Source organism: Kocuria sp. CCUG 69068 (genome assembly GCF_020833785.1).
Lineage (GTDB): Bacteria > Actinomycetota > Actinomycetes > Actinomycetales > Micrococcaceae > Kocuria > Kocuria rosea.
This window is the reverse complement of sequence record NZ_PDDL01000215.1, coordinates 1-2,025: the sequence shown is the minus strand read 5'-3', so window position 1 is coordinate 2,025 and position 2,025 is coordinate 1. Positions and strand designations below refer to the sequence as shown.

Annotated in this window: 2 protein-coding genes; one reads left to right on the top strand and one right to left on the bottom strand. The window is 77.5% G+C overall.

Going from position 1 to position 2,025, the window contains the following annotated elements; translation table 11 throughout:
* Positions 1–531 (bottom strand): maleate cis-trans isomerase (locus tag CRM73_RS19000; RefSeq protein WP_229588773.1); only part of this gene is annotated, 531 nt, incomplete at its 3' end.
* A 91-nt stretch (positions 532–622) separates the two neighbouring features.
* Between CRM73_RS19000 and CRM73_RS18995 the strand changes: the two genes are divergently transcribed.
* Positions 623–2,025, top strand: a 1,403-nt coding sequence (locus CRM73_RS18995) for an amidase (RefSeq protein ID WP_229588772.1), incomplete at its 3' end; no start/stop codon positions are given.

Sequence of the window (2,025 nt, the reverse complement as noted above, 5' to 3'; positions counted from 1 at the left end):
CCGGACGTCCGCGGCCCGCGCGGCCCCGAGCAGCCACTCGGCGTCGAGGCGCCCGGCGTCCTCGCCGCTGGGGACGCCGTGGGCGGACAGCGCCGTGACCGTGATGCCGTCCACCGCCAGGAAGGCCGTGAAGCGGGCCGCGACGTCCGCCGGGTAGGTCGCCGCCACCGCGACCCGGCGGGCCCCCAGGTGCCGGACCGCCGCCGAGAACGCCCAGGACGTCGAGGAGGCGGGAGCGCCGCCGGCCTCGGCCACCCAGCGGGCCTGGGCGAGCGCGCCCTCCCGGCCGTGCACGAAGCTGCCCGACGTGCAGGCCCACAGCACGGCGTCCGGGGCGTGGGCGCGCGCCCGGCGGGCGGCGGGCTCCAGGTGCCGGCGGGCGCCGAGGTCGAGCAGCGCCCCGACGTCGTGCGCGGTGCCGCCCTCCCAGGTGTGCACCACGGGGAAGGCGGCGTCCGGCACGAGGCGCTCCAGCACCGCGTAGTCGTCCTCCGCGCTGTGCCCGGGATAGAGCATGACCACGGTGTGCACGTCGGGGCGCCTCCTCCCGGGAGGGTTGGACGGGATCGGCGAAGAGCTTACAGTTTGATTGTCGACAATCGTAGCCGCCGGAGGGGGTCCCGTGCAGGACGTGCTGGAGCTGTCCGCGCTGCAGCTGTCGGCGGCCTACGCCGCGGGCGAGCTGTCGCCGGTCGAGGTCGTCGAGGCGACGCTGCGCGCCATCGAGACCGTGGACCCGGTCCTCAACGCCTTCTGCCTCGTGGAGGGCGACGAGGCGCTGCGCGGCGCCCGGGACTCGCAGGAGCGCTGGGCCCGCGGGGAGGGGCGCGGACCGCTGGACGGGGTGCCCACCACGGTCAAGGACCTGCTCCTGGCCCGCGGCCGGCCCACCCTGCGCGGCTCCCTGCTCGTCGACGACGCCGGGCCGTGGGACGAGGACGCCCCGTCGGTGGCCCGGCTCAAGGAGGCCGGCGCGGTGCTCGTCGGCAGGACGACCACCCCGGAGTTCGGCTGGAAGGGCGTCACGGACAGCCCCCGCACCGGTGTCACGGTCAACCCCTGGGACACCGCCCGGACCCCCGGCGGCTCCTCGGGCGGCTCGGCCGCCGCCGTGGCGGCCCGGCTCGGCGCCCTGTCGGTGGGCACCGATGGCGGGGGGTCCGTCCGCATCCCGGCCTCCTTCTGCGGGATCGTGGGGCTCAAGCCCACCTACGGGCTGGTGCCCCTGTACCCGGCGAGCCCCTTCGGCACGCTGGCCCACGCCGGGCCGCTGACCCGCACCGTGGCCGACGCCGCCGCGATGCTCGACGCCCTGTCCGGGTACGACCCCCGGGACTGGTCCGCGCTGCCCACCCCCACCGGGAGCTTCCTCGGCCGGCTGGCCGGCCCGGAGCGGGCGGCCGGCCTGCGGGTGGCCTTCAGCCCGGACCTCGGCTACGGCGTCAACGACCCCGGGGTGGAACGCTCCGTGCGGGCGGCCGTCGGGGTGCTGGCCGAGCTCGGCGCGGTGGTCGAGGAGGTGGAGCTGGGCCAGGAGGACCCCGTGTGGGCCTACCACGTGCTCTGGTTCAGCGGCGCGGCGGCCGTGGTGGCCGGCTGCGGGGCGGGCGCGCTCGAACGGGTCGACCCCTCCCTGCGCGCCGCGCTCGAGCGGCACCACGGCTTCACCGCCCAGGACTACCTCGACGCCACGGCCTGCCGCATGGCCTGGGGCCGCCGGATGGGACTGCTGCACGAGCGCTACGACGTCCTCGTGACGCCCACCCTGCCCCGGACGGCCTTCGAGGCCGGCACGGACGTCCCGGCCGGGTCCCCGAGCCAGGACTGGACCAGCTGGACGCCCTACTCCTACCCCTTCAACCTCACCCAGCAGCCCGCGGTCACCGTCCCGTGCGGGCTCTCCGCGGAGGGGCTGCCCGTCGGCCTGCAGATCGTGGGCCCGCGCCACGGCGACCAGCGGGTGCTCGACGCCGCGGCCGCCTACGAGGCCGCGGCCGGCCACGGCGCCCTCCGCCCACCGGCCGC